The sequence below is a fragment of the Flavobacterium rhizophilum genome (assembly GCF_046000485.1).
Classification (GTDB): domain Bacteria; phylum Bacteroidota; class Bacteroidia; order Flavobacteriales; family Flavobacteriaceae; genus Flavobacterium; species Flavobacterium rhizophilum.
Genome location: NZ_JBELQB010000002.1, coordinates 16,103 through 41,165 on the forward strand (window position 1 = coordinate 16,103; position 25,063 = coordinate 41,165).

Consider the following 25,063-nt stretch of genomic DNA (forward strand, 5'->3'; position numbering starts at 1 on the left):
TACTCTTATACCAGCTCCCCTTTCCAAAGGAGTAAACCTCCGTTAAGGTTTATTGTATTTTTAAAACCCAAACTTTCCATCGTCTGGCAGGCCATTCCGCTTCTGTTTCCACTTCTGCAATACACGTAATAGTTTTTGTCACGATCCATTTTTTTTATTTCTTCAAAAAAACGCTGTGCCTCAAAAAAGTTTATACAAACAGCATTAGGCATAGTACCGTCAGCACACTCATCTTCTGTTCTTACATCCAGTATAACTGCATTCGGATCCTGAGCTATCAGCTCTTCCCATTCATTTTGCCTTACATTTTTCATACGCTTACTTATTTAGTCAATGTTAGGTTATTATTCTTTTTCCATTCTGCCATACCTCCCCAAAAGTTTTTAACCTTTATTCCGTTTTTATGAAGCAATGATGCTGCAATAGCAGCCCTGTCTCCACTCTGGCAGTGTATTACCACTTGTTTGTTTTTATCTATTTTATCAAGGTTGTCTTTTAACGTTCCCACAAAAAGGTTCTCTGTACCTTCCATATGACCTGTTTCATATTCGGAAGCTCCTCTCACATCCAGAACCTGAACGTCAGGTTTACCTAAATACGTTTTAAACTCGTCCATGTCAATCACATCCGCTTTTTCAAGTTCAAAGCCAAAATCATTTACGTTATCTACAAAGCCATAGATGTTATCCAGACCAATACGCATCAGTTTTCTTGTAAGGTCATCCATTTGCGCTTCATCGGCAACCAGTATAAACTGCTCGTCATAATTAAGCATCCACCCGCACCATGTAGCAAATGAGTTATTACCTTGTATGTTTATACTTCCCGGAATAAACCCCTGTGCAAAATCGACCTTATTACGTGTGTCTATTACTTTGATGTCTTTCTCATAAGCATCTAAAAATTCTGCCTTAGAAAGCTTAGCATGTTTAGGTACTTCAATAAGTAATGGTCTGTCTACTTTATTAAGCTTTTTCATCATGGCAAAATACTTAGGCGGTTCCGGCTGATCGGCTAGCAGATAATCTGTAAAGCCTTTTTCATTATCACTATACTGAAAAGCCCAGTTTCGTATTTTTTCATATCCTACCGTAGAGCTAGGTACTGCTCCAAGAGCCTTACCACATGCCGACCCGGCACCATGCCCCGGCCAAACCTGAATATACTCAGGTAACGAAGCAAACTTCTCTATCGATTTGTACATCTGTTTAGCTCCCGCATCCTGAGTACCTTTGAGTCCGGCTGCTTTTTCAAGCAAATCAGGCCTACCTATATCACCCACAAAAACAAAATCTCCGGTAAATAGCATTACAGACTCGCTTGTGGCAGGATGATCGGTTAACAGAAAGCTTATGCTCTCCGGTGTATGCCCCGGTGTATGAATAACTTCCAGTGTAAGGTTACCTACCTTAATTACATCACCATTTTTAAGCCCCACATGGTCAAACTCATACTGCCAGCCTTCACCTCCTTCGTCAGACAGGTACATTTTAGCTCCGGTTACCTTTGCCAATTCTCTTGAACCGGTTAGGAAATCGGCATGAATATGTGTTTCAGCAATATGGGTAATAGTCATATTATTTTGTTTGGCAATTTCAAGATAGGTATCTATATCCCTTTTTGCATCTATTACTATTGCCTCCCCTTTTGCCTGACAACCTATAAAGTAGCTTGCCTGGGCTAAAGTTTTATCATATACATGTTGAAAATACATAGCTTATTCTTTTATTAATTTATACTCCAAAATTACTTTAACTGTAAATAATGCGCAGTAACAAAAGTTACACAACCCATTTATTATCAGTTACATAAAAATTTCTTTAACTAATATATATATACCCATTGCCAGGACAAACCAGCCAAAGCCCTTTTTAAGGCTTTCACCAGGTATTTTTTTGGAAAGGCCTATCCCGATAAATATCCCGATAACCGACATTAATGAAAACAATAGCAGGAATGGCCAGTTTATTTCTGCCTGCCCCACATCCCCCATAAATCCTGCAAGAGATTGTATGGCAATAATAAAAAGTGAGGTACCAACTGCCTTTTTCATAGGCATATGGGCTATAAAAACCAAAGCAGGAATAATAAGGAATCCGCCCCCGGCACCTACCGCACCTGCCAAAACCCCTATAAACACGCCCAAAACGACCAGTTTGGTATAGGAAATCTCAACATTAGCGGCAAGAGTACCAGTTTGTCCGGATCGTATCATGCGTACCGATGCCGTTAGCATTACCACGGCAAAGAGCACCATTAACAATAAAGATTTTGTTATTATAAAGGAACTAACTGAAAAAACCACATCGGGTATGGCAGGGATAACAAATGCCCTAACAAGGTATGCCGCTATTAACGACGGAATACCAAACACCCATACTATGGAAAAGTCTACATTTTTCTGAAAAGCATTTCTAAGTCCCCCAACAAATGCCGTACTTCCCACTACAAATAATGAGTAAGCTGTTGCCAGCACAGGGTTTACTGTAAGTATATAAACCAGTATAGGTACCGTTAATATAGAGCCTCCACTCCCTATTAATCCCAGGGAAACCCCTACCAAGAGGGCCATAAAATAGCCTGAAACCATTGTTACATCCATAAGTGTATGCTTTAATAATTTCAGGCTAAATTAATGCTCGTTTAAAAGCCGTGCAGTAACAAAAGTTACACTGCGTCTATTTATTTAAAAGAACAATATTATTTCTGTTCAGCTTGATTTTACCCTCATTCTCAAAAGCTTTTAAAAGCCTTGAAACCACCACTCTCGAAGTATTAAGCTCGTAGGCAATCTCCTGATGAGTATTGTTTATAATGTCGGAATTGTTCACCTTGGCTTTTTCATTAAGGTAGTTAAGTAAACGCTCGTCCATTTTCATAAAGGCAAGATTATCTACCGCATTTAGCATTTCACTAAGTCGTTTATTGTAACTGGTAAATACAAAGTTGCGCCAGCTTTTATACTTGCCAAGCCATTCTTCCATCTTATTCACGGGAATCATGGCAAGTGAACCGCTATTTTCGGCAATAGCCCTTATTTCGCTTCGGGTATCACCCATGCAACAGGCAAGTGTCATGGCACAGGTATCCCCTTTTTCAAGAAAGTAAAGTAATAAGTCGCCCTCGTCCCTGTCTTCTCTTAATATTTTGATTGCACCTGTAAGCAATAAAGGCATCCTTCGGATGTATTCGCCAATATCTATAAGTTTGTCCCCCTCTTCAAACTCTACAAGGGTAGACACCTCGGCAATCTCTTTTATCAATGCTTCTTCAAATACCGATCCATAGGCCTGTTTTATCAGCTCTTCCATGTTTAATTCCATAAGGTTAATTAGTTAAATATACAAATTAATGCGGCAGCTTATCTTTAATAAGTCCGTACACCCAAGTACCTGCAATGGCCCCTGCAATAACAATAAGTATAGGGTAAAAACCGGCTCCTGCCAGTACAAACATAGGCCCCGGACAGGCTCCTGCCAAAGCCCAACCTAACCCAAAAAGGATTCCACCAAGCATATACCTCGAAAAACTCCTCTCTTTAGGCGGAATAATTATAGGATTGCCAGACATATCTTTTAATCTCTTTCTTTTAATAATCTGAATCAACAGCACTCCCAGCATTAATGCCGAACCTATTATACCATACATATGGAACGATTTGAACTGAAACATCTCGTAAATACGAAACCACGAAGCGGCTTCTGATTTAAACATCACTATCCCGAAAAATATTCCTACAACTAAAAAAACTATATTTCTCATACTCTTAAACCTTTAAAAAATTAATGGGAATAACAGGTGAACCATAATAAGTCCACCTACAAAAAAGCCAACAACAGCTATAAATGAAGGCAACTGAAGATTACTTAACCCCGAAATGGCATGCCCCGAAGTACATCCTCCGGCATATCGTGCTCCAAAACCTACTAAAAATCCTCCGACAATAAGCACCATTATTGTTTTAACCGAAGTGAAAGCCTCTGCTCCAAAAAGTTCGGTAGGTACATAGGTCTTACCTGCACTTTCAAAGCCCAGTGTATGTAGTTGTATTACTACCTCATCATTTAGCTGAGGCACCTGATTAACCGACAGGAAATTGAAAGCTATAAAGCCCCCTAAAACAGCCCCAGTCATAATAAGAAGGTTCCATTTTTGTGATCGCCAGTCAAAACAAAAGAAATCGCAGGTACTACCGGCACCACACATAGTACAAAGTGTACGCAGGTTAGACGACATTCCAAAATTTTTTCCTAGAAATAAAAGTAACGCCATTGTTAGCGTAATTAACGGTCCGGCCACATACCATGGCCACGGTTCTAAAATCCAATCCATCGTTTGTTCTTTTTTATGCAAAACAACAAAATGCTTACAAGCCAGTCAGTAGCTTTTGTTACACAACAAAAAAAGCAGCTTAAAAAGCTGCCTTGCTGAATGTATGCTTTTCATTACCTGAAAACTCTGCTTACACCTATACCTATAATGTAACTATCATAAGCATTCCAACGGAAATCATAGTTAAGGGAAAAACCCACTTCCCATTTCTCTGAAATCTCAAGACCGTATTCATATCCCAGCCTGTTTAAAAATAGGTTCTCTTCTTTTTCAAGTTCTACACCCGCTCCAAACATAAGGGTATGATGACGACCAAATTTATGCAGTCCCATTATTGCGGGAGCAATAGGAAAGCTTCGTTCCAAAACGCTGTCGTCGCCAAGATTTTCCTCTACTGTAAATTTTTCCACTATAATATCCACATGCATACCCAGTCCCCATTTTTCATTAAACCAGTAATCATAATCAATACCCCAGGCCGGTAATGATATCCATTTATTTTCGGCATCCTTTAATCCACTTGAAATATTGGCATGGCTTAGTGAAATGCCTAACCTTTGAAACCTGCCGCTCTCCTCCTCCTGAGAACGGACATTAAACACAAAAAGTAAAAAAACAAGGGGGACAAAGAGTATTTTCATCTTCATAAACCAAAATGTTTTAATTATCAAACAGTTAACCTTACTAAAGATAACCAATAAAAACAAAAAAAGCGACTTTAAAAAGCCGCTTTTTAACGTAAAATAGTATACACCTATTTAAGATAACCTATCAGAAATAGACTTTGCAGTCCGGTAAAGCCTTTTTAATTCTTTCTTTTTCAGAATTACTTATTGGGTTACCGGTAAGTAGAAGTGTTTTAAGTTCCGTTAGGTTTTCAATGCCTTCCGGTAATGTTTTTAATTTATTGTTAGCTAGTGATAAAAGCCTTAATTCTTTAAGGTTGGTAATACCCTGTGGCAATACTTCCAGTTTGTTATTGGCAAGCATTAAAGTACGTAGCTTTTTTTGTTTCTCTATTTCCTGGGGAAGATAACTAATACTGTTAGATTCCATATTTAGGATTTCGAGATTAGGAAAGTTTAGCCAACTACCGTCAAACTCATGAAACTGATTAAATCCCAACTGTAGGTTTTTCAGTTTTTTAAGTTTAGTGATATTTTGAGGCAGGTAACTTAACTGATTATTATCCAGTTCTAATACCTCAAGATCTTTACAGTTACCAATATCCTCGGGTATCGAGATAAGCAAATTAAATGAAAGGTGGAGGTATTGTAATTTAGTAAGGGCTTTTATTTCCTGCGGAAGATAAGATATGCTGTTGTCTGAAAAATCAACACGTATAAGCTTTTTAAGATTGGCAATATCCCCGGGTACATACTTTATTCCATTTAGTTTAAAGTTAAGTATCTCCAATTCTTTAAGGGTAAAAATCTCCTTATCCCAGTACTCTAAATTATTCCTCATAAGGTTTAAGAACTCTAAATGCTTTAGCTTACTTAAATCTTTTGGCACATAAAATAGTTTTTGATCCCTAAGGTTTAACTGTTTTGCCTTTTTATCGGCCATAGCCTCTTCAACGCTGTAATAAACGGGTATATTAATAGGATCGGCATATTGTGCTTTTGCTGCAAAACTACCTGCTATAAAAAGTAACGCTGCTATAAATCTTCCTTTCATATGTGTAAAACTGAAAAAAGACCGACAGCATTTTGCCGGTCCTGTATTATATTGTGAAAAAAGTATTAGTTTACTTTTATCATTTTGTAAGTACCTGTTTTCTCACCAACTTTAACATTGATGATAAGTACCTGCTCACCGTTTAACTGAGTAAGGTTTAAGTCGATTTTTTGAGTTCCTCCAAGAGACTGAGTCTCTTTTACAACCACTTTTCTTCCTAGCATATCATATACTTCTACAAGTACATTTTTACCTGCCTCATCGTTAAGTTCTAAAATAACCTGACCTTTTGTTGGGTTAGGATAAAGGCTAACGATATCTTTAAGTTGGTTTGGAGTATCTATACCTAAAGCTTCTTCTACAATAATGTATTCTTGTTTAAGCTCTGCTTCACTATCTCCAGCTACGTTAGTAGAAACCAGAGTTACGTTGTAAGTACCGGCTTCAGCATAAGTTACTACAGGGCTGGCATCTGTAGATGTGGCAGGCTCACCACCTTCAAATGTCCACATCCAAGAAGTTGGGTTGTTTGTACTAAGGTCAGTAAAGGTTACTACCTCACCTTCTTCAACAGTTACTTCGTTAGCAGAGAAATCTGCAACAGGAGCCTGGATACCAAGCTGAGATCTGTTAGCAATAACAACAGAAGCAGAAGCATTAAGGTTTACCTCACCAAAAGTAGCATCAACCTGAGGTGTATTACCACCGTTAGGGTGTTGTACAGAGAAGAAACCATATTTAAAATCAGGAGTAAATGTTAAACCTGTTGGCTCAGAACCTGCAGGCATAGAAGAGTGTAGTAGCACCTGTGGAGCTCCCTGAGAGTGGTTAGGACGGATTACCCATATGTAGTTTAATCCACCATCCTGAAGTACCCAAAGGTTACCTTTATCATCAAAAGTAAGGTTATCATTACCATCACCCCATTGTTCTGTAACAACTCCGTTAGCAGTTTCAATTTCGTAAGACATACCTCCTACAAAAGTTTCAAAATCAGAAATAGTTTCACCGTTATCTGTAAAGCGGTATACACGGTCTAAACCTTTTGCAGTAAAATAAACTTTACCGTCTATAGGGCTTATTTCGCAGTCTTCAACACCCGAGAAAGCTGTTCCTCCTGCGGCAGCAGCATTAGCTGTTAAGTTGTTTCTGTCTTCCTCAGTCTCATTAGCAACTTCAATCCATGTAGCAGTACTTGAAGTAGGCTCGTCACTTGAAAGAGCTGTATCTAAAGAAAGTACATATACAGTACCCGAAGTGAGATCACCAGGAGTATCGGCAACAAACTTGTAAACACAGTTTGTACCACCATCTTCACCATAGTAAGCAGTTGTTCCGTCAGCAGAAACCACAACATTTTCATGGTTCATTCTACCCATAGCCCAAAGTTTTTCCTGCTTACCATTACCATATTCCATTACAGATGCAGTTACAGGATCAATTTCTACTAACCATCCCACATCCTGATATCCGTCAGAGTTAGCATCACCGCCAGAAGTATTTTCTTCTGCTGTGATTATAGTTCCCCATGGAGTAACACCACCCGAACAGTTTCTTATAGTAGTTACAAGATCATCATTTTGGAATTCAACAGGTTGAGAGTTGTCAATAACCCAAAGATTAGTATCAGTATCAAGGTGCATATCTACAATAGATACACCACCAGGGTTGTTTTCGTGGTTTACCGAAAGGTAACCTTGCTCACTACTACCTTCAACAGGAATATAACCTGTAAAATCGTGGTTACCCGGTACGTTACCTGAACCATCCATATAAGCATCTCCCTGTTTGAATAATAACTGGAATTTATGCTCTGTAGGTATAATTAAATTAGGAGTTTGAGCAGTTGGGTCGATAGACGTAAAACATCCTATGTGACCTTCTTCACAAACGAAATCAGCAGGAGCATCTTTAATATACATATCAAAACCAAGGTCAGAACTCTGTCCGTCACGGTTGTGCATTTCAACTGCAATTCTGTTCACACCTTCATTAAAGATAGTTTTAGAAAGGTGGAATACCTGGAATCTTTTCTCATCAGCACCATCAACGATACCTGATGAATGAGTAAGGTAGTTAACATCACCTGCAGGCATGTTATCTCTAATTACCTCAACACCGTTAACATATACGATAACACCATCATCTCTTCTGATACCGAATTCTACCATATCGGCAACTTCAGCAAGGGTTACGTTTAAGTCTCTCACAAAGTAACTTGTAATGTATTTGTTACCTGAATCAGGACCATAAGATATAACTGTTTTTGTAGGGTCACCATATCCAAGCGGAGCCTGACCTGTAGCCCATGCAGAAACATCATAGCCAGTTTCTGCCCACGTAGTGGCATCAAGGCTTGTACCTAAGTCAAAATAAGCCCATTCTGAATCTTTAGAAAGAGGATAGTTTGCAGGCGTTAAAGGAGGTAGCATAGCAGCAGATTTTACAACTGTAGATTTTTTAGCAGCAACTTCTTTTTTAGCTGGAGTTGCCTTAGCTTCGGGTGCAGAAGCCGGGGCTGACGCAGAGATAGACCCTACATTAAAATTGATTACTGCAAAACTCCATAGAGAGAACAGTAAACAAAGGGAAAGTAAACTTTTTTTCATGCTGTTTATATAGTTTTTGTTTTTACTCTGCGAAACTACTTCAAGCATGTTTCCTTTACCTCAATTCACTTTTAAGGTTTATTTAAACTAGTGTTACCTAGTTTAAATAACAATTAATTATAAAATGAAATATCGTGGATATGTTTACTTAATGTAAACTGCACCATATCTATCTGGCTGATGATAAATCAGTAAGTGATTTCAGGAAGGCAATAAGGTCACTTTTTTCCTCATCGGTTAGATTTAAGGCATCGGGCGACAGGGTTTGATTGCTTACTCCAAGCCCTACTCCTTCTCCTCCCCCGTTATCATAAAAATCAATAACTTCTTCAAGGGTGCTGTATGCCCCGTTATGAAAATAAGGACCTGTAACTTCTATATTCCTTACAGTTGTAGTTTTAAAGGAACGTTCGTATATCCACGCCTGCTCTGATTGTATTTTGTTATCATTCCTTCCCATATCCATATCCAGCCTTGGTGTTTTTTTAGGGTCGTCCAGCACCCCAAGTATCTCACTTTCGTTCTCGTTATAAAAAGGAGGTACCAGTCCGCTAAAGGTTGGCATAAAGTGACAGGTAGCACAATTTGCTTTTCCTGCAAACAGGTTAAAACCTCTCTTTACCTCGGCAGGTATATCTGCCTGTTCTCCCCTTATGTATTTATCAAACGGACTACTAAACGACTGTAGTGACATTACATAAGAAACCAAGGCCTTTGAAAAATTCTCTCTCGTTACAGCATTTTTACCAAATACAGTTTTAAATTTATCGGCATAAGTCTTATCAGCTTTAAGCTTATTAAGGATATCACTATAAGCTGTATTGAATTCGTCATGATTAAAAATAACATGCTCTGCCTGCTGTTCCAGGCTAAACGCCCTAAGGTCATAAAAGTATCTGTCGGCATACACTGCATTTAGCAATGTTGGTGCATTACGTAAAACCGTTTTCCCCTGTATATTGCTTAATGATTTTGGCACACCATCGGTAAAGCCTTTATCCGGATTATGACAGCTTGCACAACTTAACTTCCCTTCATTACTAACTACAGGATCATAAAACAATGTTTTACCCAGTTCTCTAAGTTCTTTACTATCATCTTCCTTTTTAAGCTCGGTAAAATAATACGGGTTTAAAAAATCGGCAGCGAAAATAGAAGTACTCTCGGGATTCCAACCCGATGTATATTTCAGGTAATCAGGATTAACAGTACCTTCCAGCTCTCCCAGTTTTTTATACAAAGGATCTATATATGATTTAAGGAAAGTAAGCCTGTCAAAATCTTCAAAAGAAACCGGATTATTCAAATAAGCTATAGCCTCCTCAAACAGCTGTATCACTTTACTTTTGGCTACAGCATCACCATTGTAGTTATCTTTAAAAAAAGCAAGCATCCCCTGAAAGGAAGATTGTACCTCTTCCAGTCCGTTTAGTGAGCCCGGCGTATCAAAACCTGTCACTCCCATACTAAAATCCCTTATAAGCTGCTGTCTCATGGCAGTAACATTATACTGGTTGTTGAATTCCTGACCTGTAATGCTGCTATATAATACAGCATACTTCATTTTTATGGTTTTTGACAACGAAGCTATCTGATTTCTTTCTGCCTCTGCTTCATCAGAAAAAACAAGTTCGTCCAAAACCTGTAATCCTTCAGGACTAACAACCTTTGGCATCGTACCTTCTTTTTCAATATGCATTAAAGGTGCTCCGTTAATATGGCTCTTTATATATTCGGCATAATAAAAGGCTAAAAAGAACTCAACCTTTTTATAGGATAAACGGGTGTTTTTTAAAGCTAACTGTACCGAATCCAGGCTGGTTTTACCATACCTGAAATCATTAGTGGTTTTATCAAGCTTTTCTAACGAAAGGTTGAACTGCGAAAAATAATTGCTTAATACCTCCGGAGGTGCCGAACTGGTGTTTCGGGTAAATGAAATAATGGTAAATGAACCTGCCAGTACCACCACAGCTGCAACAATTTTTTTATAGGAACCTATCATCTCTTAAAAAATACATTATTCAAAAAGCAAACTTAATTAGCGAAACACCTATACACATTACCGCCACATTAAGAAATGATTAAACTAAAACGAAAAAACAGTAACTGTGACAAGGGTTTTCAACAGGCAACTGTTTACAAACAGGGGCATTTTTACCTTTTTAAGAATAAAACAAATTGATAAATTTAGTAACTTGTGTGTTCAAAGTTCATTTATCATCAATCCATCAAAAAAATCACAACCATGTCTGAATCAACCAAAATAAGACGCCCAAGACCAAAACATAAAGGCAGTGCCACGCTGTTTAAAAACCCGCTACTGGAAAAACTGACACGCACCCATATCGCCATGCCTCTTACTATTTTCACCGTTATATCGGCTTTATTAATATATTATGGTATAATCGAAAAAGGTTTTACCACTCCGCAAATCATAATACTGTTCTTTGCAGGGATGTTTGTTTTTACCTTTATAGAATATATAGTACACCGTTACCTATATCATATTAAAGAAGGTGACCATAACCATGAGGTTACGACCGAAAGCTTTAGTTACAAGGTACACGGAGTACACCATGATTATCCTAAAGACAAACAAAGGCTCGCCATGCCTCCTATTATTGCGCTTGTACTGGCTACCTTTTTCTTTCTTTTATACAGGGCCATGATGGGCGATTATGTTTTTGGGTTTCTGGCAGGTTTCCTTATGGGGTATACTATCTATTTATGTATTCATTACAGCGTACATATTTTTACGGTGCCTAACAATTTCCTTAAAACATTATGGCACCACCATGCCGTACACCATTACAGGCAGCCTGACAAAGCCTTTGGGGTATCTTCACCGCTTTGGGATTATATTTTTGGAACCATGCCTAACTTTATCAATCAGGAAAAGGAAGCAACCAAATCAGGTGAGTTTATAGACGACCGAAAATAATATTACATACATAATTCTACAAAAGGCAGCCAATTGGCTGCCTTTTGTAGAATATACATTTCTTGTCCCAGTTCAATGCACAGGGTAACTGTTTAACGGAACTTTGTAATGTAAAATCAAAGCAGCATTACAATGGAAACGATAAACATATTATATATAGGAAAACACCCTGAAATTAAGGAAACGGTTGTAAGGCTCATTAATAAAAATGAACTATGGACCGGGTTTGGTACTACTGATGAAAACGAGGCTATGACTTTATTTAAAAACAACAGTATTTACCTTGTATTGTTAGGATGCGGAATTGACGAACAAACCGAAATATCACTAAGATCGTTTTTTACAAAACACAACCCTAAAACAAAAATCATTCAGCATTACGGTGGGGGAAGCGGATTATTATATAATGAAATCCAGGCAGCTTTAAACAATGACCCTGAGATAATTAACTTCTTGTCCCAGTTCAATGCATAACTTTTAAACCAATCGTAATTTTACATAACAATTAAAAACAGATATCATGGAAAATAAAATATTAGGCTTACATCATATTACTGCGATAGCAGGAGACGCCAAACGTAATTTTGACTTTTATTCTAAAATTCTTGGTTTACGCTTCATCAAAAAAACCGTAAACTTTGATGACCCGGGTACTTACCACTTTTATTTTGGAGACGAGATAGGTAGTGCCGGTACTATACTAACATTCTTCCCTTGGGGAGCAGGTATACCACAGGGACGAAGAGGTTCGGGTATGGCAACAGAGATTGGTTACTCAGTACCTAAGGGAAGCCTTGAAAAATGGGTAGAACGCTTTGAAAGATACAATGTAATCTATAACAAACCTGCCGAAAGGTTTGGGGAAAGGTATTTAACCTTCCTGGATCCTGACGGATTAAAACTGGAACTTATAGAATCGGCCACTCATGATGATCGCAAACCTTGGGAAACCGACGAAGTTAAAGCCGATATTGCTACCAGAGGGTTCCATAACGTAACCCTTACTTTAAACAACATGACAGGTACAGCAGCCGTATTGACCGAAATATTCGGTTATAAACTGGTAAGTCAGGATGTTAATCGCTATCGTTTTATTACCGATGCTGTAGAGAACGCTGCTATAGTTGACATTGTTGAACTGAAAGAAGAAAAACGCGGACATGTTGCAAATGGTACTGTTCACCATGTTGCCTTTAGGGTAAAAGACGATGAAACCTTAATGAAGTTCAGAGAGAAAGTATTTACAGCCGGACTTAACATTACCCCGCAAATAGACCGTAACTACTTCCACTCTTTATACTTTAGGGAACCGGGAGGAGTATTGTTTGAAATTGCTACCGATAACCCTGGGTTTACAGTAGACGAGAAACTTGAAGACTTAGGCAAAGGCCTTAAGTTACCGGAACAATATGAATCACGCAGAAGTGAACTTGAAGCTCATTTAGCACCTATTAACTAATACTTTTTAAAAATGAAATTTGAACCGTTAAAATATATATATCAGTCATCCGGAAATGCAGCAGCCTATACACTATTGCTGCTGCACGGCACCGGTGGCAACGAGAAAGACCTTATCCCTTTGGCTAAAGATTTTGGAGACCGTTTTAATATTCTTAGTCTTAGGGGAAATGTAAGCGAACATGGTATGCCGCGCTTTTTTAAACGCCTTGGCATGGGAGTGTTTGATGAAAAAGACCTTGATTTTCGTACCGATGAGATGGTATCCTTCATAGAATCTATAGCCAATAAAGAAGAGTTTGACATTACCAGACTTATTGCTTTGGGCTACTCTAACGGAGCCAATATTGCAGGATCAACATTAATTAAGTATCCTGAGTTTTTGGCAGGAGCTATTCTATATAGACCTATGCAGCCGTTTAAAGAAGTAAAATCCATTGGCACCGATACCGGTGTACCTGTATTTTTCAGTTCGGGAAGGCTGGATCCTACCATTAATCCAAACGAAACGGCAGAGTATCTGGACAAATTAAACGAGTTAGGTTTTACTGTAGAGCATCATGATTTGCTTACAGGGCACAACCTTACCCAAAACGACATTGATCTTACTGCCGAATGGCTTAATACAAATTTTGCCTGATGGAAGCTTTTAATATAACACGAATACACACTGATGCTAACGGAGACAGTCATTTTGAATCTGTCTCCGTTACTTTAAACGATGCCGGAGAAATAGGTTTCCTTTCGGAAGCACAAAAGGCAGGCACGGTTCAGTTTAGAAAGGTTGCACCAACCTACGATTATGATTTCCATAACGCTCCAAACAGGCAGTACATTATCCTTATAGATGGTACGATTGAAATAGAAACCTCATTGGGCGAAAAAAGATACTTTAAGGGCGGAGATATCCTGTTAGTGGAAGACACTGAAGGCAAGGGACATAAAACCCGCAATATTGTAAACGAAGTTCGGTCTTCCATGTTTATTACATTAGAATAACATAATTCGTTTTTGTAAGACAATTATTCGTAATTTAAACCTTTTAAAACTTCATCATGTCAAACATTAATCTGATTATAGAAGAACGTCCCAGCGACATAGGTAACTTTTTAGTTGGAAGGCTTTTACCTTTTAAGGACAAGAGGACAGTAGGGCCGTTTGCTTTTATAGACCACATGGGGCCTGTTGCTCTTAAGGACAACGAAAATATGGATGTGGGTCCGCATCCACACATTGGGCTTTCTACCCTAACCTATCTGTTTGAAGGCAGCATTATGCACAAGGACAGTTTGGGGTCTGAGGTGGAAATAAAACCGGGACAGGTCAACTGGATGACTGCCGGAAAAGGGATAGTCCATTCTGAACGCACTCCTGACCACCTGAGACATTCTGATAAAAGCCTTCACGGATTACAGATTTGGGTAGCCCTACCAAAGGAATTTGAGCAAATGGATCCGTCTTTCGTTCATGTAGAAGAAAATCAGCTACCTGCCTGGCAAGAAGATAGTGTTAATTTTAAACTGATTGCCGGAGAGGCTTTCGGTAAAAAATCGCCCGTACCGGTTTACAGCAAACTGTATTTCATAGAAATTAAAAGTAAAACAAAACAAAAGCTTAGCATAGGTAAAAACCTGTATGGCGAAAGCGGATTATACATACTGGAAGGGAGTATTGAAAGTGACGGAAATACTTTTGAACCAAAACAGTTATTGGTAGCCAAAGAAGCCTCACTTTGCGAATTCACCATTAATGAAAACAGTACTGTATATATTTTTGGCGGAGAACCTTTCCCTGAGCCAAGGCATATATACTGGAATTTTGTGGCAACATCATACGAACTTATTGAAGATGCCAAGCAAAGATGGCTGGACCAAACCTTCCCTAAAATAGAAGGAGAAACAGGTTTTGTCCCCCTGCCTCCACAAAACACTAACTTTAAACCAAAACACTAACCCCATGGAAATAAAACATTATGATGATGGCAAAAAAGGCCACTTTAAAGCTATAGAAGGCGATGTCCAGGCCGGTATAATGACCTATGTATGGGCAGGAGATAAATTTATTATCGAACACACCATAGGCAACCCTGACTTTAAAGGTATAGGTAAAAAACTATTGGACGAGGCCGTTACATTTGCCCGAAACAACAACAGCAAAATAATCCCATTATGCCCTTTTGCTAAAAAAATGTTTGACAAACATGAAGAAATTCATGATGTTTTAGCACAGTAACATATTTTTAATACTATTCAAAAATCATTACGATTTAAAATCGGTAACTTTATAGAAACTAAACTAAACCGTAATGATTTTTCCTGTTTTAATAAATACTTCCATATTTATATTCCTGTCGTTTTTACATGTGTATTGGGCTATGGGAGGCACACGCGGCACTAATGCTGTAATACCTGTAATAGAAGATAAAAAAGTCTTTGAACCCCGACCTTTAGTGACGCTTGCTGTTGCTGCCGGGCTGGGTATATTCGCCTTTATAATGATAGGCAACCTTGATATTTTTAAAGCTTATGTGGAATTGAACTTTTTTAAATATGCCACACTCATTATTGGTATTATATTCTCATTAAGGGCTATTGGCGATTTTAAATACATAGGCTTCTTTAAAAAAACAACGGGTACCCTCTTTGCTAAGAACGACACCCGTTATTATTCACCTTTATGTATGGCAATAGCATTTTTCTGCTATCTTATTTTCTTTATAGGCTAATTATTTCTTTACCGGCTCTCCTGCCTCATTCCAGGCATCCATACCACCATCAAGCTCTACAATGTGCTTAAAGCCTTTTTCGTGCATTATTTCAACCGCTTCAGCACTACGTCCTCCGGCTTTGCAGTACACATATACCGTTTCATCTTTATCCAGTTTATCGATACGCTGTTCAAAGTCCTTGTCATAAAGATGGATATTAACAGCTCCGTCTATATAACCCGATTTGTATTCTCCCGGAGTACGTACATCAATAAGCTGACCTTTTTCCGTTTCTACCTTATGGGCAAACTCTGTAGGCGAAAGCAGTTCTGTTCCGTCTTTCTTCTGTGCCTGGCAGGAAACAAGTGCAATTAATAGCGATGTGATATACAATAGTTTTTTCATGCTTAAAATTTTAGTGTGTTTGCAAAGTTAAGAGTAAATATATACCATTTCAATAAGTCGGTAATTAGGTTTTAAACCCAAGGCGTTAAAAAATGACTTCGCCCCCTTATCGTTATCATCATAATTGATAAGGGCAACTTTACCCAAAGCGTTAGAAGCTGTCGCCATAAGGGCATGGCCTATACCTTTTCTTCTGAAATCCTGTTTAACGGCAAACTGTTTAGTCCTTCCGTTAAAGGTATCATATACAAGGTACCCCACCATTTGATCATCTGCAAAGGCGGCTATTACCTTTTGCCTGTCCATAGCCCTTTGAATGGTTGGAATATGGTTTTGCCATGCAGGCTCTATATCCCAAAAAGTCTGTATATATTTCCAATCAATATAAGCTACTTCCCTTATCTCGAAACCTGAAAACGGAACCGCCTCAACCACGCCATCGTAACCTATCACATAACGTGTTCGGCGAAAGCCTACTTTTTCATAGGCCCTTTCAGCCTTGTCGTTACCTTCAAGTACCTCCAGCTGATGGTGATTATACCCCTCTTTATGCAATACAGGGAGCATGTAATTGTACATCTGTTCTACCAAACGCTGTCCGCGGTGTGAAGGAATTACTCCGGTAGCGGCATTAAATACGTTTTTGCTTCCGTTAAATTCGTCCATACCGTGAAATATAAAAGCCACCAGTTTATCGCCATCAAACACACCTGCCGAATGTGATAATGAAACACCTTCGGTAAAAAGCTTACGGCAAAAAAAAGACTCATCCAGTTTCATGGGGATGGCATAATCAGAAAAAGCACTGTTAAACACCTCAAGTAATTGAGGTATTGCAGTGCTTTCCAATGTTTTAAAAAGTAAGACCATAGTAGGACATCTCTTTTTTTATGTCCCGAAATACGGAACAGTTATTTCTTAATAGTAAAAACCTGTGAAACTACGTCAAGTTGGGCTTTTGTAAGCTTAGACGTTTTTTTAAGTTTGGTTACAAACTCCCCTACTTCTTCTGCCGTTGCCGGGCAACCCAGGTTTTCACCTTTGCTGTTAAATGAATCTGTCAGTAAAGTACCATCGGTATCCAGTATTACCCAAAACGGTATCCCTACGCCCGATGCTTTATATTTTGCCAAAAGATCGGCAGCCCCCGGGTTTTCAAGATTCTTATTCTTTGGTGACTCCTGTACTGTTAAAAAAGTAGTAACATAATTATTATCAAAAAGTTTTTTGCATGACGGACTCTGCATGTTCTTTTCCATCTTTTTACACCAGCCGCACCATGAGGCATGGAATATTACAAATACTTTTTTGTTTTCTTTTTTAGCCTGTGTATAAGCCGTTTGTAAAACCGTTGAAGCATCCTCCTGAGCATGCGCCACGGTTAAACTTCCTAAAAGGAAGATACAAAGTAAGATTGATTTTATTTTCATTTTTTAGTTGGATTAAAAAATTTTATACCTGTGCAATTTAAGTAAATATAAGTAATTACTTATATCCCTAACATTAGAATGATAAAAAACATGCTTAATATTATAACACAAAAGCCTCTAATAATTACTATCTATGCATAGTAAAAATCAAACCAAAACAACAAGGAAAACCTACAATGAAAAAACATAGGGATATTTTAATTATTGAGGATGACGAGGACGACAGGGAAATTTTACAGGAAATATTCAGGGATCTTGGATATAAAAACAAACTGGTATTTTTTCATGACGGTGTAGAAGCTCTTGATTACTTAAGAAAACCTGAGGTAGAGCCTTTTATAGTAATTTCCGACATTAATATGCCTAAACTGGGCGGCTTTGAACTAAGGGAATTGATATTACAGGAAGAGATATTTATGGATAAGGATATCCCTTATGTATTTATATCAAATGCTCAGGATGAGCAATCTGTAAGACAGGCCAATAAACTTTCCATTCAGGATTATATCCATAAGGGAAGTGATTACAACAGCTACAAGGAACGTATAAAAAACCTGATTGATTACTGGAAGGAAAACATTAACTCGTTTACCTCATCGGGAAAATAAAAAAGAGAGCCGTTTGGCTCTCTTTTTTATTTTATTCAGGCTCATTTACCGGACCATCCCACTGGGTAATACCCCCAATAAGGTTATAGGCAGTTTCAAAACCTAACTGATTCATAATACTGCAGGCCTGTGCACTTCGTCCTCCGGCTGCACAATAAACATAGTAGTTTTTAGATTTATCAAGCTCCTCTACGGCATAAATAAATCCCTGACCTTTATAGATATCTATATTAATGGCTCCCGGTATAATACCACGATTCCATTCGTCTTCAGTACGGACATCCAGGATAACTGCATTTTCGTCTTCCTGTGCTTTGTCCCACCATTCCTGTTGTGATAAGTTCATTCTGTTATTTTTGGCAAAGGTATTATGCTTTTATCGAACAGCCAATAGCCTTAGTTTCTTTTACACTAACTTCTTTTCCTTTTAAAAGTGAGTTTACTGCATCTTCAACATACTTTTTAGTAACAGCAGCCTCATCCTCATAGTTGTCATCTATAGCACCTATGTATTTTACTACATTACCTTTAGCTGTTTTTTGAAGCACATAAACATGTGGTGTTTTTGTAGCACCATACTGCGGATATATTTTTTGACCCTCGTCTAATAGATATGGGAATGTAAACCCTTTTTCTTTTGCCCTAACCTGCATATTTTCAAAACTATCGTCTTTTAGTTTCTCAGGGTTGTTAGGGTTAATGGCAATTACCGGATACCCCTGTTTTTTGTATTTCCTGTCTAGCGCTACAATCCTGTCCTCATACGCCTGTGCATATGGGCAGTGATTACAGGTAAACACTACAATGTAGCCTTTGGCATCCTTAAAGTCCTTTAACGATACTTTCTTCCCGTCAATATTTTTAAGACTGAAATCGGTTGCTACATCGCCCACTTTATATCCGTTTACAGCATCAGCCGACTTACTAACTGTAAATGCAAACAGTACTCCTATTATGGCAAATGCACCTAAAAATTTTATTGCTTTCATTATTTATGATTTATTATGGTTTGATAAAATTATTTAATTCTTTTTCCAGTTCATCGTAAGTGAATGACTGTTCATAAAACTTACGTTCATTTTTATTATAAATAATGGTCGCCGGTAATGCCCCGCTCCATGTGGTATCTATTTTCCTTATCCAAGTATCGGCATCAGGATCACGAAGCATAACCACATCGCTTTGAAGCTTTTTATTCTTTATAAAGGGAATAAGCCTGCTCTCTACCGACTTATGCATATCAAGGCTTACCAGCAGTACTTTTACCTTATCGTTTTTATACTTTTCGTTTAGCTGCTCAAAATATGGTAACTCTTCTACACAGGGTACGCACCACGTAGCCCAAAAATTTACCACATAGGTCGTATCATTACTTTTGGTAAGGAAATATTCCAGTCCGTCATAATTGTATGCATTTACGGTAACGCTATCCTTAGTATAAGCATGTATGGGAGCTGGCATTTTTGCTTTAACAATTGTATCTGTAGTCTCTTTTAGCTCTTCTTCACCCTCTTTTTCTTTTTTTTCATTGCAGGAATACAACAAAAATATTGCCGCAAACCCTGCTAATAGCATTTTTTTCATGAATGTCTATTTATGTTAAGGCCAATAAAATTAAGGCAAAAAAAGCCATTCACTCGTCGTTAACAAATTTTTAACACAATATTTGTATATACAAATATAAAAACACAATACATTTGTACATACAAATATTGTAGATACAATTATGAAGATAGAAGAAGTTATAAAAGCTACTGCCCCAATGAGTCTCCCAAAAAAGATAATATTAAATATTATGTATACCCAAAATGTGGTTGGAGAAAATTTTTCGGAAGTAACAAAAGCTTACGATTTGTCTTCAGAACAATACAATGTTTTGAGGATACTTAGAGGTCAAAAAGGAAAACCTGCCAACATGTGTGTAATACAGGAACGCATGATTGCCAAAACCAGCAACACTACCCGACTGGTAGATAAACTGCTACTAAAAGAACTGGTAACCCGACAGGTTTGCCCTGATAACAGAAGGAAAATGGAAGTCGCTATAACCCAAAAAGGTCTGGATTTATTAAAAGAACTGGATCCTATTATTGACAACCATGAAAACAGGCTTGCTAAAAACCTGACTCCTGAAGAACAGGAAACACTAAATACATTATTAGAAAAATACAGAAACGCATAATCAAATAAGAAGATAAAAAAATGGAAAATTATATTGAAAGTTTAAACTGGCGCTATGCCACAAAAAAATACGACCCTACAAAAAAGTATCGGCTCAGGATCTTGAAACATTAAAAGAAGCTGTACAGTTAAGTGTTTCATCTATGGGATTACAGCCTTATAAAGTACTTATCATTGAAAATCCGGAAGTACGCCAAAATCTTAAAGCTGCCGGTTACAATCAGGATGGTATTACCGAATCTTCTCAACTATTTGTTTTCGCTTATGAGAAAAACGTAAGCGAAAATCATGTAGATGCTTATATGGACAACATAAGCAAAGTAAGAGAAGTTGAAAAAGAGTCTCTAAAACCATTTGAAGATATGGTTAATGGTTTTATAAATAACCAAACCGAGGAAGGTAAAAATGAATGGGCTGCTAAACAGGCTTACATTGCACTTTCTACTTTAATCAACACAGCTGCATTACTTAAAATAGATGCTACTCCAATGGAAGGTTTTAATGCTCAGCAATTTGACGAAATACTGGGCTTAGACAAACTTGGTCTTAGTACAGCAGTTATTGCAGCAGTAGGTTACCGTCATGAAGAAGATGGTTTCCAACACTTTAAAAAAGTTAGAAAACCTAAAAACGAATTATTTATCACTATCTAATATTCTAAATTCAATTAATTTAAAACAATGAAAAATTTCAAAACAATCGTAGTTGCGCTAATTGTAGCTCTTGGAACCATAACAGCATCTGCTCAGGACAAGAAAATCAATACTTCATCAAGTAAAATCAGCTGGGTAGGTAAAAAAGTTACAGGTCAGCATGAGGGTGTTATCAGCCTTAAAGATGGTGTACTTAATTTTAAAAACGGTAAACTTACAGGTGGTAATTTTACTGTAGATATGACTTCTATCACTGTTACCGATCTTAAAGCCGGTGAAGGTAAAGAGAAACTGGAAGGTCACTTAAAAGCTGCAGATTTTTTTGGTACTGACAAACATGCTACATCTAAATTAGTATTCAAATCAGTTAAAGCAAAATCAGGTAATGTTTATACAGTTACTGCTGATTTAACAATCAAAAATATCACTAAACCGGTTACTTTTGATTTAACTGTAAACAACAATTCTGCAACTACAGCGTTTAATGTAGACAGAACTAAGTATGGTATAGAGTACAAATCAGGTAGTATTTTTGATGGTCTTGGTGACAACATGATTTACGACGAATTTGAACTTACTGTAAACCTTAAGTTCTAATAATTAGAGTTTAAATTGAAATAAAAAGCCCCGATGGAAACCATCGGGGCTTTTCTTTTTAACCAAAATTATTAATATTAGTAATTCTTAAAACAATCCTTCAATAGAGAGGTAACGTTCTCCTGTATCATAATTAAAGGTAAGTACTGTAGCTCCATCAGGAATTTCAGTCAGCTTTTTATTTACAGCCGCTAATGATGCTCCTGTAGAAATACCTGCCAGTATACCTTCAGTTTTTGCAATGTTTCGGGCAAAATCAAACGCTTCATCCTTACCTACTGTAATCACACCATCTATAAGATCACTTCTGTATATAGAGGGTATAAATCCCGCTCCTATTCCCTGTAATGGATGAAGCCCAGGATCACCTCCGCTTAGTACAGGTGATGTTTCCGGCTCAACAGCAAACACTTTTAGGTTAGGGAATTTTTGTTTTAAAATATCGGCCACGCCTGTTATATGTCCCCCTGTACCCACACCTGTTATCAGGTAGTCAATACCATCAGGGAAATCGGCAAGGATTTCCTGAGCTGTGGTCTTTCTGTGAATATCTACATTCGCCTGATTGTCAAACTGACTTGGTGACCAGGCATTTGGCGTAGCAGCCGTAAGCTCCTTAGCTTTTTCAATAGCCCCTTTCATCCCCTTTTCACGCGGGGTAAGTTCAAATTCGGCACCATAAATAGACATTAGTTTCCTGCGTTCCACACTCATCGACTCTGGCATTACAAGAATAAGCTTATACCCTTTTACTGCTGCCACAAATGCCAGCCCGATACCCGTGTTACCCGAAGTAGGCTCTATAATAACACTATCGGGCTTTAATAAGCCTTTAGCCTCGGCATCCTCAATCATTGCCAGTGCAATCCTGTCTTTAATACTGTTACCCGGATTGTTGCGTTCCAGCTTAATCCATACGTTTTTGCCTTTAAAAAGCTTGTTAAGTTGTACGTGAGGAGTATTACCTATAGTTTCTAAAATATTATTTGCTTTCATATCTACGCTGTTTTATATTACAAAATTTAATGGTTCAGGAAATGTTTCCTTAGATTTTATTGTTATTTCACTTTTATGATATACCAGAGAATGTGCAGGTATAGAATGTGTAAGCCAAACGTTACCCCCTATTACAGAATCGTCACCCACTATGGTATTACCTCCCAAAATGGTGGCATTAGCATAAATGGTAACATTATTCCCTATGGTAGGATGCCGTTTTACTGATGCTTCCTCTTTATGCACACTTAGCGCTCCAAGTGTTACTCCCTGATATATTTTTACGTCATCACCTATTACTGATGTTTCCCCTATAACGATACCCGTACCATGATCTATAAAAAAACGATCACCTATAGTAGCCCCCGGATGAATATCAATACCTGTTTTACCATGTACATATTCACTTATAAGCCTTGGCAGAACAGGTACACTATTAATCCAAAGCTCATGCGCAACACGGTAAATAGCTATTGCAAAAAAACCCGGATAGGACACCAATACTTCGGTTCTTGACTTGGCTGCAGGATCAAAAGCAAAAATCGCTTTAAGGCTATCTTCCATCTTTTGATGCAGCACTACCACCTTTTCCTTCAGATGGTTTATTAACGGTTGTATTCTATCTTCCTGCAGCCCCGAAAGGCAAAGAAGCTCGTAAAATACTCCGTCCAGCTCTTTTTCTTTATTTAAAAAGAAATCATAATCGGTATACTGAGGCCCTATGCAAAACAGCCACTGAAAAAATTCTTCTGTCCAGTACCCTGTTTTCTGCTTATCGGGCAACACCCCCGATTTCAAATAATTTGCGGTATAAACGGGATGCTTCATATATTAGTTTTTAAAAGGCTATAAATAAAAAAAGCTCCTCGTGGTAACGAGGAGCTTTTAACTGTTTACTGTTTAGGAATGAACCTAATTCTCATGTACAGCTAATGCATCCCCGTAAAAAAGGAAACACATACACTCCGTACACTTGTTTGTTAAAACTGCCATATATTCTTTTGTGCCTAACAAATATAGCTAATATTTTTTATTAGTCTACTAATTTAGTAGATTTTTAAGATTATTTTTTTTCGGTTAACTTTCATACATTTGCACACCTGCATTAAATATGAAAAAAGTACTTGTAATAGATAACTACGACAGCTTTACGTATAACCTGGTACACTATCTGGAAAGTTTGGATTGTGAAGTTACCGTTATAAGGAACGACGAACTCCTTATTGAAGATGTTGAAGATTTTAATAAAATTCTTTTATCGCCCGGCCCCGGCCTCCCTGCCAATGCCGGATTACTGGAAAGTATAATTAAAAAATATGCTCCTTATAAAAGCATATTAGGCGTTTGTTTAGGGCAACAGGCCATTGGCGAAGTTTTTGGCGGAAAGCTTATAAACCTCGATACAGTATACCACGGCGTAGCCACTACAATAACTATTATTGCAGAAGACGAACCCCTTTTTAAAGGGCTTGATAAAAAAATTTGTGTGGGGCGCTACCATTCCTGGTGCGTTGGTAAAGAAGATTTTCCTGAAACTCTGGAAATAACTTCTCTTGATGAAAACGGACAGATAATGTCACTACGTCACAAGGGGTATGACGTGAGGGGCGTGCAATTCCATCCTGAATCGGTACTGACTCCAAACGGGAAGACAATACTTAAAAACTGGTTAGAAATCTAATCCGGAATCTGCCTTAACCTCAGGCTAAGTACAATTGCGAATATCAGGATACCCAAACCAAAAATTATTCGGCCGTGTTTCCTTTCAACCTCAGTGTAACTAAATACACTTATACCACTAGGCATTTGTTTTTGGGAGTTCCACATTAAGAAGCCAATCACTATACCTGCAACACCTCCTAAAAGTGCCAAAACATATCCGGCAAGAATATGTACAATCTGGTTTATTTCAGGCTTGGCTGCGTCTTTAGCCTTTTCCTGTTTTAATTTAAACAGGGTATCGGCATCTGTTGGCATTCCTTTCTCATGAAGTATTTTTTTAGCAAGCATAAAATCAAAGTCACTCCAAACATCCTTATTTACAAGAATATCATACAACTGTGGTGTTGTAAAAGAGTACAAACAATAATCACTCGTTACCTCACCTACCATTTGCTCAGTTTTTTCTTCCAGTAACCTTGTGGCACTATTAAAGTCGGTAGTAATTACCTTTACCTCAAAATCACCAAGAGGAGAATCGTGATTGTCGTTTAAAAAACTTCTGATTTCATTTTTGCACAAAAAGCGCTTCAGTTCTTTTGCCTGATCAAGATCAGGAAAAGTCTTTAAAGTAGTAAATGTTCTTTTCATTTGGTTTATATAGATGGTGGTTCCTTCAAATATAGGAAAAACCTCCTAAAAACCTAATTTATATATCAGATAACCAATAATTTAAATAAAGCTTAGCAATAAGTTTTAAAAAAACCTTTCTTTATGCGGTTTTCCGTAAAATTAAAATTAACT

At 37.8% G+C, this 25,063-nt stretch carries 32 protein-coding genes; 13 read left to right on the forward strand and 19 right to left on the reverse strand.

Annotation, left to right across the window (positions count from 1 at the left end; genetic code table 11):
* Positions 1-5: 5 nt before the first annotated feature.
* The 10 genes from ABS768_RS02100 to ABS768_RS02145 all read right to left on the reverse strand — a co-directional run bounded on the left by ABS768_RS02100 (position 6) and on the right by ABS768_RS02145 (position 10,626).
* Positions 6-314, reverse strand: coding sequence for a rhodanese-like domain-containing protein (locus ABS768_RS02100; RefSeq protein ID WP_408073306.1), 309 nt, complete (start codon positions 312-314; stop codon positions 6-8).
* Between the two features lie 8 nt (positions 315-322).
* Positions 323-1,714 carry an MBL fold metallo-hydrolase gene (locus ABS768_RS02105; RefSeq protein WP_408073307.1) on the reverse strand — a complete coding sequence of 464 codons (1,392 nt, stop codon included), beginning with the start codon at positions 1,712-1,714 and terminating at the stop codon, positions 323-325.
* Positions 1,715-1,804: 90 nt separating this feature from the next.
* Positions 1,805-2,602, reverse strand: a complete 798-nt coding sequence (locus tag ABS768_RS02110) for a sulfite exporter TauE/SafE family protein (protein WP_408073308.1) — start codon at positions 2,600-2,602, stop codon at positions 1,805-1,807.
* 76 nt (positions 2,603-2,678) lie between these two features.
* Entirely contained in the window at positions 2,679-3,311 is a 633-nt protein-coding gene (locus ABS768_RS02115; RefSeq protein ID WP_157482236.1) for a Crp/Fnr family transcriptional regulator, read from the reverse strand.
* A 37-nt stretch (positions 3,312-3,348) separates the two neighbouring features.
* Positions 3,349-3,762 (reverse strand): DUF6691 family protein, encoded by a 414-nt coding sequence (locus ABS768_RS02120; RefSeq protein ID WP_408073309.1) that lies wholly within the window; start codon positions 3,760-3,762, stop codon positions 3,349-3,351.
* Between the two features lie 12 nt (positions 3,763-3,774).
* The gene (locus tag ABS768_RS02125) at positions 3,775-4,332 is read right to left on the reverse strand and encodes a YeeE/YedE family protein (RefSeq protein ID WP_408073310.1); all 558 of its coding nucleotides are present in this window, start codon (positions 4,330-4,332) and stop codon (positions 3,775-3,777) included.
* Between the two features lie 113 nt (positions 4,333-4,445).
* Entirely contained in the window at positions 4,446-4,979 is a 534-nt protein-coding gene (locus ABS768_RS02130; RefSeq protein ID WP_408073311.1) for a hypothetical protein, read from the reverse strand.
* Between the two features lie 124 nt (positions 4,980-5,103).
* A complete protein-coding gene (locus ABS768_RS02135) occupies positions 5,104-6,012 on the reverse strand; it encodes a leucine-rich repeat domain-containing protein (protein ID WP_408073312.1) in 909 nt (302 codons plus the stop codon).
* Between the two features lie 65 nt (positions 6,013-6,077).
* Positions 6,078-8,621, reverse strand: a complete 2,544-nt coding sequence (locus tag ABS768_RS02140; RefSeq protein WP_408073313.1) for an alkaline phosphatase PhoX — start codon at positions 8,619-8,621, stop codon at positions 6,078-6,080.
* A gap of 169 nt (positions 8,622-8,790) precedes the next feature.
* The gene (locus tag ABS768_RS02145; protein ID WP_408073315.1) at positions 8,791-10,626 is read right to left on the reverse strand and encodes a cytochrome-c peroxidase; all 1,836 of its coding nucleotides are present in this window, start codon (positions 10,624-10,626) and stop codon (positions 8,791-8,793) included.
* A 243-nt stretch (positions 10,627-10,869) separates the two neighbouring features.
* Between ABS768_RS02145 and ABS768_RS02150 the strand changes: the two genes are divergently transcribed.
* From ABS768_RS02150 to ABS768_RS02185, 8 genes are all read left to right on the forward strand, one after another.
* A complete protein-coding gene (locus ABS768_RS02150) occupies positions 10,870-11,565 on the forward strand; it encodes a sterol desaturase family protein (protein ID WP_408073316.1) in 696 nt (231 codons plus the stop codon).
* Positions 11,566-11,697: 132 nt separating this feature from the next.
* Positions 11,698-12,039: a response regulator gene (locus ABS768_RS02155; protein WP_408073317.1), complete on the forward strand. Its 342-nt coding sequence runs from the start codon at positions 11,698-11,700 to the stop codon at positions 12,037-12,039.
* Between the two features lie 46 nt (positions 12,040-12,085).
* Entirely contained in the window at positions 12,086-13,024 is a 939-nt protein-coding gene (locus ABS768_RS02160) for a ring-cleaving dioxygenase (RefSeq protein ID WP_408073319.1), read from the forward strand.
* 12 nt (positions 13,025-13,036) lie between these two features.
* On the forward strand, positions 13,037-13,663 hold the full coding sequence (locus tag ABS768_RS02165) for an alpha/beta hydrolase (protein ID WP_408073320.1): 627 nt from the start codon (positions 13,037-13,039) through the stop codon (positions 13,661-13,663).
* A complete protein-coding gene (locus tag ABS768_RS02170; protein WP_408073321.1) occupies positions 13,663-14,022 on the forward strand; it encodes a cupin domain-containing protein in 360 nt (119 codons plus the stop codon). Before ABS768_RS02165 ends, ABS768_RS02170 begins: the two co-directional genes overlap by 1 nt.
* Positions 14,023-14,078: 56 nt before the next feature.
* A complete protein-coding gene (locus tag ABS768_RS02175) occupies positions 14,079-14,975 on the forward strand; it encodes a pirin family protein (protein WP_408073322.1) in 897 nt (298 codons plus the stop codon).
* Positions 14,976-14,979: 4 nt separating this feature from the next.
* Positions 14,980-15,255, forward strand: coding sequence for a GNAT family N-acetyltransferase (locus ABS768_RS02180; protein ID WP_408073323.1), 276 nt, complete (start codon positions 14,980-14,982; stop codon positions 15,253-15,255).
* A 73-nt stretch (positions 15,256-15,328) separates the two neighbouring features.
* Complete coding sequence (locus ABS768_RS02185; RefSeq protein WP_408073324.1) at positions 15,329-15,748, forward strand: DUF3995 domain-containing protein; 420 nt, start codon at positions 15,329-15,331, stop codon at positions 15,746-15,748.
* On the opposite strand, the gene ABS768_RS02190 is transcribed toward ABS768_RS02185, so the two are convergent.
* The 3 genes from ABS768_RS02190 to ABS768_RS02200 are packed head-to-tail and all read right to left on the reverse strand — an operon-like array spanning position 15,749 to position 17,565.
* Positions 15,749-16,135: a rhodanese-like domain-containing protein gene (locus ABS768_RS02190; protein WP_408073325.1), complete on the reverse strand. Its 387-nt coding sequence runs from the start codon at positions 16,133-16,135 to the stop codon at positions 15,749-15,751.
* 27 nt (positions 16,136-16,162) lie between these two features.
* The gene (locus tag ABS768_RS02195) at positions 16,163-17,005 is read right to left on the reverse strand and encodes a GNAT family N-acetyltransferase (RefSeq protein ID WP_408073326.1); all 843 of its coding nucleotides are present in this window, start codon (positions 17,003-17,005) and stop codon (positions 16,163-16,165) included.
* A 41-nt stretch (positions 17,006-17,046) separates the two neighbouring features.
* Positions 17,047-17,565, reverse strand: a complete 519-nt coding sequence (locus ABS768_RS02200) for a thioredoxin family protein (RefSeq protein WP_408073327.1) — start codon at positions 17,563-17,565, stop codon at positions 17,047-17,049.
* Between the two features lie 176 nt (positions 17,566-17,741).
* Between ABS768_RS02200 and ABS768_RS02205 the strand changes: the two genes are divergently transcribed.
* Positions 17,742-18,173, forward strand: coding sequence for a response regulator (locus tag ABS768_RS02205; protein ID WP_408073328.1), 432 nt, complete (start codon positions 17,742-17,744; stop codon positions 18,171-18,173).
* A 31-nt stretch (positions 18,174-18,204) separates the two neighbouring features.
* Here ABS768_RS02205 and ABS768_RS02210 read toward each other — a convergent pair whose 3' ends face one another.
* From ABS768_RS02210 to ABS768_RS02220, 3 genes are read right to left on the reverse strand one after another with little or no spacing between them, the layout of a single operon-like run.
* Positions 18,205-18,519 (reverse strand): rhodanese-like domain-containing protein, encoded by a 315-nt coding sequence (locus tag ABS768_RS02210; protein ID WP_035130569.1) that lies wholly within the window; start codon positions 18,517-18,519, stop codon positions 18,205-18,207.
* Between the two features lie 22 nt (positions 18,520-18,541).
* Entirely contained in the window at positions 18,542-19,162 is a 621-nt protein-coding gene (locus ABS768_RS02215; protein WP_408073329.1) for a thioredoxin family protein, read from the reverse strand.
* A gap of 13 nt (positions 19,163-19,175) precedes the next feature.
* On the reverse strand, positions 19,176-19,757 hold the full coding sequence (locus ABS768_RS02220) for a TlpA disulfide reductase family protein (RefSeq protein ID WP_408073330.1): 582 nt from the start codon (positions 19,755-19,757) through the stop codon (positions 19,176-19,178).
* Between the two features lie 142 nt (positions 19,758-19,899).
* On the opposite strand from ABS768_RS02220, the gene ABS768_RS02225 reads away from it, so the two are divergent.
* The 3 genes from ABS768_RS02225 to ABS768_RS02235 all read left to right on the forward strand — a co-directional run bounded on the left by ABS768_RS02225 (position 19,900) and on the right by ABS768_RS02235 (position 21,604).
* Positions 19,900-20,355 (forward strand): MarR family winged helix-turn-helix transcriptional regulator, encoded by a 456-nt coding sequence (locus tag ABS768_RS02225; protein WP_408073331.1) that lies wholly within the window; start codon positions 19,900-19,902, stop codon positions 20,353-20,355.
* A 67-nt stretch (positions 20,356-20,422) separates the two neighbouring features.
* Positions 20,423-21,007 (forward strand): NAD(P)H-dependent oxidoreductase, encoded by a 585-nt coding sequence (locus tag ABS768_RS02230; protein WP_408073684.1) that lies wholly within the window; start codon positions 20,423-20,425, stop codon positions 21,005-21,007.
* Between the two features lie 27 nt (positions 21,008-21,034).
* Positions 21,035-21,604: a YceI family protein gene (locus ABS768_RS02235; RefSeq protein ID WP_408073332.1), complete on the forward strand. Its 570-nt coding sequence runs from the start codon at positions 21,035-21,037 to the stop codon at positions 21,602-21,604.
* Positions 21,605-21,691: 87 nt separating this feature from the next.
* Here the strand turns inward: ABS768_RS02235 and cysK are convergent, their stop codons facing one another.
* Positions 21,692-22,600: a cysteine synthase A gene (gene cysK, locus ABS768_RS02240; RefSeq protein WP_408073333.1), complete on the reverse strand. Its 909-nt coding sequence runs from the start codon at positions 22,598-22,600 to the stop codon at positions 21,692-21,694.
* 12 nt (positions 22,601-22,612) lie between these two features.
* Positions 22,613-23,428, reverse strand: a complete 816-nt coding sequence (epsC, locus tag ABS768_RS02245) for a serine O-acetyltransferase EpsC (protein ID WP_408073335.1) — start codon at positions 23,426-23,428, stop codon at positions 22,613-22,615.
* 283 nt (positions 23,429-23,711) lie between these two features.
* Here epsC and ABS768_RS02250 point away from each other — a divergent pair, with 283 nt between their 5' ends.
* The gene (locus tag ABS768_RS02250) at positions 23,712-24,281 is read left to right on the forward strand and encodes an anthranilate synthase component II (protein ID WP_408073336.1); all 570 of its coding nucleotides are present in this window, start codon (positions 23,712-23,714) and stop codon (positions 24,279-24,281) included.
* Here the strand turns inward: ABS768_RS02250 and ABS768_RS02255 are convergent.
* Positions 24,278-24,910: a hypothetical protein gene (locus ABS768_RS02255; RefSeq protein WP_408073337.1), complete on the reverse strand. Its 633-nt coding sequence runs from the start codon at positions 24,908-24,910 to the stop codon at positions 24,278-24,280. The two genes, ABS768_RS02250 and ABS768_RS02255, sit on opposite strands and share 4 nt — an antisense overlap.
* Between the last annotated feature and the right edge of the window lie 153 nt (positions 24,911-25,063).